At 38.7% G+C, this 5,992-nt stretch carries 3 protein-coding genes; 1 reads left to right on the top strand and 2 read right to left on the bottom strand.

All coding sequences use genetic code 11. The features are described from left to right. On the top strand, positions 1-4,254 hold a 4,254-nt coding region (locus tag GNE10_RS31090; protein WP_185569724.1), incomplete at its 5' end, for an eIF2A-related protein. A gap of 136 nt (positions 4,255-4,390) precedes the next feature. Here the strand turns inward: GNE10_RS31090 and GNE10_RS31085 are convergent. Beyond that, positions 4,391-4,507, bottom strand: a complete 117-nt coding sequence (locus GNE10_RS31085; protein WP_397326711.1) for a DUF4351 domain-containing protein — start codon at positions 4,505-4,507, stop codon at positions 4,391-4,393. Positions 4,508-4,532: 25 nt separating this feature from the next. Further along, the coding region (locus GNE10_RS31080; protein ID WP_185569722.1) for an ABC transporter substrate-binding protein at positions 4,533-5,992 on the bottom strand (1,460 nt) is incomplete at its 5' end.

Raw genomic sequence — 5,992 nt, 5'->3', positions numbered from 1 at the left:
TCTCCCCCCTCTCCCCTAGTTATCAGACAGGGAGTTTTGCTGTTTTATCTGGGGTTATGTAGTTGTCGTTTAGCTGAGCAAAATCAAGTGGAAAGCCGCCGTCACTGGTTAGCGGCAAAATCTGATTTTCAGCAATGTTTGAATATTTTAGAAATAGTTGGGTGTCTAAATATAGTTGCTGAATTTATTGGTCAACTGGCTGAAGTTTTGCAAAATCTCCAAGACTGGGAACAATTACAAATTGTGGCTCAAAGGTCTTTGGAATTGCATCAAATTTATGGGAATCAAATTCAACTTGCTTGTGATTATGGCTTTCTGGCACAAGTAGCTGTACAGCAATCACGTTGGGTACAGGCGAGTATTTTAGCGCATGTATCGCTGCTAAAATTAGCTGAGGCACAAAAACAAAATGACCCTTATGACTGTTTATTTCCTTTACTATTGGCGCAAATTTATTATTTAATATTAGCTAAAGCCCAGCGAAATTTAGGCGAGGAAGAAGTCGCCCGTGCATATTTAGAAAAGGCTACAAAAGAACTGCCAGAAGCGTTAGAATACAGCGCTCATCAATATGATGCCCATCGTTATATTCGCTTGTTGCGGACATTGCGATCGCTTTATTTTGCAGAAGGGCGATATCTAGAAGCTTATTACATTCGTCAAAAACGCCGTTCTGTGGAACAACAGTATGGTTTTCGAGCTTTTATTGGTGCGGGACGTTTGCAACCCCAAAGACAAGCAACAAACCCGGCATTAATGTCACCTGCTGGGAGTAGCAGTGTTGCTTTAGAAATTGCAGCTTCTGGTCGAGAACGAGATATTAATAATTTAATTGGTAGAATTGGCCGTGCTGACCAAAAGTTAACAGTAATTCACGGTCAGTCCGGAGTAGGTAAGAGTTCTACAGTAACGGCGGGTTTAGTTCCAGCATTGCAAAATCGAGCTATTGGCGATCAAATTGCTGTACCTGTGGTGCTGCAAGTTTATACAGATTGGGTTAAGGAATTAGGCAAATCTTTAACTGAGGCTATGTCTCAGATTAAAGTAGAAGCGGTCATTGAACCTAAAGTTTTGCCGGAATTTATTGCGCCTGGCATCGTCAATATTTTACAACAATTAGAAAAAAATGCCGAGAATCATTTAATCACAGTTTTAATTTTTGACCAGTTTGAAGAATTTTTCTTTGGATATAGCGATCGCCATCAAAAGCAAGCATTTGATAAATTTATTAGCGATTGTCTCCAGATACCTTTTGTCAAGGTGATTCTTTCTTTAAGAGAAGATTATTTACATCGTTTATTAGACTTCAAGCATCTTGCTGCTTTGGAAGCAATTAATCACAATATTCTAGATAAACATATCCGCTATCAGTTAAATAATTTCTCGCCAGAATATGCCAAAGTAATTATCCAAAAATTAACGGAGCGTTCTCAGTTAAACCTAGAGCCAGCTTTAATTGATGCCCTGATTGCAGATTTATCCACAGAATTTGGAGAAGTGCGCCCCATTGAATTGCAAGTTGTGGGGGCGCAAATTCAAGATGAACGAATTACCACCTTGGAACAATATCAGCCTTATAGACCAAACAAATTAATCGAACGATATATTAAAGAATTAATTAAAGACTGCGGCCCAGAAAATGAACGAGCAGCTTTATTGATTTTATATTTATTAACCGATGAAAGCAATAATCGACCGTTTAAAACTCGCGCTGAATTAGCCGCACAACTCACAGAGTTGGAAGATGCTAGCAAATTAGAGTTAATTTTAGATATTTTAGTTCGTTCTGGCTTAGTGGTTCTCTTTCCTGACGTGCCAGAACGCTATCAACTAATTCATGATTATTTAGTAGATTTAATTCGCTACTTGCAACAACAAGAATCAAGCTTACAAGTCCAACTCAACCAACTACGCCAAAAAGTAGAACAAAGTCAAGCGGAAATTGAGCGACTCAAAAGCGAATTGAGCCAAAAAAGACAGCCAACCAAATTAATAGATACTCATCCCCAACAGGGATTGGGTTTATTAACAGAATTGCGGGAGTTACAAAAGCGCGAAGAATTAAGTCAGCTAGAAATAGAACGATTGCGGGCTGAACTCAAAGAAAAAGAATTAACCGCTAAACTCGCAGAAAGTCAAGAAAAACGAAGACTCAGCGAAGCGAAATTAAATCGTTCTCTGAAAATTGCCTTGACTGCTTCTGTATTGGCGATATTTGGTTTGAGTGTTTCTATCGTTACGGCAATAGATAGCGAAATTAAAACTTTGAGTGTATCCAGTGAAGCTTTATTTGCTTCCCAAAAAGGTATTGATGCTTTAAAAGAAGCTTTAAAAGCCGGGAAAAAATTACAACAAACAATTTGGGTAGATTCCAATACCAGAGAACAAGTACTAACAGCACTTTATCAAGCGGTTTCGGGGGTAAGAGAATATAATCGTTTCGACGGGCATATATCTGGGGTAAATAGTGTTATATTTAGCCGCCAACGGAATTTAATTGCCTCAGCCAGTGCAGACACTACAATTAAACTCTGGCGTCTTGATGGTAGCTTAGTCAAAACTTTGTCAGGACATGAAGATGTAGTCAATAGCATCAGTTTCAGTCCCGACGCTCAAATTATTGCTTCCGCCAGTCAAGATAAAACAGTAAAACTCTGGAACCAGGACGGTAAACTACTAACCACTCTCTTGGGACATCAAGCTGTGGTGAATAGTGTGAGTTTTAGTCCTGATGGTCAACTTATCGCTTCCGCCAGTACAGACAAAACGATAAAACTTTGGACTCAGGATGGTAAATTACTCAAAACCTTAAACGGACACAGCAGTGCAGTTTTAAGCGTCGCTTGGTCGCCTGATGGACAAACCATTGCTTCCGGGAGTGCTGACAATACTATCAAGCTTTGGAGTCGGGACGGTGAGTTACTCAAAACCCTTCCAGGTCATAACGATGCAGTCTTGAGTGTTGCTTGGTCGCCCAATGGTCAAACAATAGCTTCCGCTAGTTTAGACCAGACCATCAAATTGTGGAACTTAGAAGGTAAACTCCTGAGAACTTTATCAGGACACAGTGCAGGAGTTACCAGCGTTAGTTTCAGCCCTGATGGTAACACCATCGCCTCTGCAAGTACCGACGAAACCCTGAAACTTTGGAGTTCTCAAGGTGTATTGCTCGGTACCCTCAGGGGACATAATAATTGGGTGAATAGCGTTAGTTTTAGCCCAGACGGTCGCACCCTGGCTTCTGCAAGTCGGGATAAAACGATTAAACTCTGGCGTTGGGACGATGTGCTAGTGCGAAAACCCAAAACTGATAACAATGATTGGCTGACTAGTATCAGTTTTAGCCCTGGAGGCCGCACTTTAGCCGCAGCCAGTCGAGACAAAACTGTAAAATTGTTCAATCGAGAAGGTAAATTATTCCGTACTTTCACTGGGCATCAAAGTGAAGTTTGGGGCGTTAGTTTTAGTCCTGATGGTCAAGTAATTGCCTCAGCGAGTAAAGATCAAACAGTAAAGTTGTGGAGTCAGGGCGGTCAATTGCTGCATAGTTTACAAGGTCATAATAATACAGTCTTGGCTGTAGCTTGGTCGCCTGATGGTCAAGTAATTGCCTCAGCGAGTAAAGATCAAACAGTAAAGCTTTGGAATCGTAACGGTATACTGCTTAACACCTTGCAAGGACATCAAGATGCAGTTAACTGGGTCAGTTTTAGTCCCGATGGTAAATTCCTAGCTTCAGCCAGTGATGATAAAACAGTGAAACTATGGAGTCAAGAGGGCGAATTAATACAAACCTTGACTGGCCATAGCCGCCGGGTAAATGGGGTAGCTTGGTCACCTGATAGCCAAATTCTCGCCTCCGTTAGTATTGATAGCACAGTGAAAATTTGGAATCGAGACGGTGAGTTGCTAAGTAATCTCAGTGGGGATGGTGATAGTTTTATCAGTGTTAGCTTTAGTCCAGATGGAAAGACTCTAGCAGCTTCCAGCGATGACAAAGTGAGAATTTGGAAGCGCGATGGTACATTGTTGATTGCTTTAAAAGGTTATAAAGACGAGTTAACCAGCATCAGTTTCAGTCCTGATGGTAGGACTTTAGCTGTGGGAAGCGCCAGTGGTACAGTGATTTTCCAAGATTTAGCAGATATCGAACTCAATAAATTGCTGGCACGGGGTTGCGATTTGCTGCATGATTATTTGCAGACTAACCAAAAAGTAATGAAAAGCGAACGCAATTTGTGTTCTGGTAGGTAATTATTAACATCCCAATTAGAACAAGAACAGCAAAAATACGAATAAATCCTGACGAAGTTTAATATCTAAAATATTATGCCTGAGTTAAGCGATCGCACTTCATCGACTCAAACGCTAACTTTAAAAAATGCGACAACTAATTTTCAGTTTCATTGAGATGTGCTTGTAGCCAATTGAGCAAATCATCAATTGTTGTAAAATCTAACAAAGCTTCCCCAAGTGCTTCTAAATTTTGGAAATTAAAACTTTCAATGATAATTCTGTGATTAAATAAATCATCAGTTGCAACTAGCCTCTAACTGTTTTATTTCCTGTTCTTGATATTCTTCAGGAACGAAACTGTAGCCGAACTCAGAACACTCCAACTTGACAATTTTGGCTAATTCGACCTCTGGTTTTTTACGATTACCATTCTCAAACTCAATAAAGGTCTCATCAGCACCTTTAGGTTTAACTCTAGGATTTATCAAGCTATCTCGTAACGTGAGACGTGTTGGATTATCTTCTTGATTTACAAATAAGGCTTGAATCAAGACTTTAGCAGCATCATAAGCCGTCACAGTCCAAGGACTAATTTCTCTACCTCGCCATAATTCTTTAGCTTTATTAGCAAAATTGGATTTAGAAACTGTTGTTTGTATCCACGGAGTAGTCACCACTAAACGACCTACAACATCTTCACCTAATAGAAGTGTTTCATCTCTGAAAAGGGTATTTGCTCCTACCATCACAAAATTATTATCAAAATAATTATAATTACGACTAGCTTTGATTAATTTTAGGGCATTAGGTATGCTATAGTTCGTGGTTCCTCCATCTGGAATCAAAATAAAGGCTTTAACACCTCTATTAATTGCTTTTTTAATAGCTTCACTTGATTTAAAAAAAGGGTTAGATAAATGAAAATCTCTTTCTTCATCATCATTTTTAATATCTATTTTAAAATCATGAAAAATATTTTTTAATTCACTGAAAAATGATTTACTGAATTGACTAGATGGATTATGAAAAACTGCTATTTTATTAATTTGTTTCCTGTCTAAATATCGTGCTACACCTGTAGTATTTCTTTGAAGAGAGGGTATTGTACGGAAGAAAAAACGATCGTTTGGACGTGGAAGTTCTGTGGAAGTACTCCCAGGAGAAACCGATACTAACTGGCCATTTTCATAAATGTCCCTTGTATTAAGAGTCAGATCGCTGGCATAATGACCTACTACTGCGAGTATATGCTTCTGTTGTATCAAAATGTTTGCAATTTGCTTAGCTCGATTAACGTCGTTTGCATCATCCGCTATCATTAATTTCAGCCCAATCTTAGACTCATATCCTTCTTTTTCCCACAACTCGTTTTGAGCTTGAGCAACTCCCCTCAATATTTGTAACGAAGTGTAAAGGTTGCTACTTATAGGAACTACTACAGCAATTGTATAAGCTGGTTTTTTATCTTTTTCAACTCTGGCATTATTAAGATATATCAATGTTTCAGGATCGTTTGGCTCTTTCTTTCTCGCTTCTTCAAATAATTCAATAGCCTTGTTATAATTATTGCTCTTATAAGCCTCTATACCCTTGCTTTTGTCACTTAAAATAGACCCTGATATTAAAGACTTTTCACCACAACTGAAAGATTTAACAATTGACAAATTTATATTAATATTTTCCTTAAGATTCGGACAAATAGTAATTGAATCATTTAATATTATTTGATATATCGCTAATAACAAGCATCCAATAC

Source organism: Nostoc sp. 2RC (assembly GCF_014222165.1).
Lineage (GTDB): Bacteria > Cyanobacteriota > Cyanobacteriia > Cyanobacteriales > Nostocaceae > Nostoc > Nostoc linckia.
This window is presented reverse-complemented; position numbering and strand designations above follow the sequence as displayed.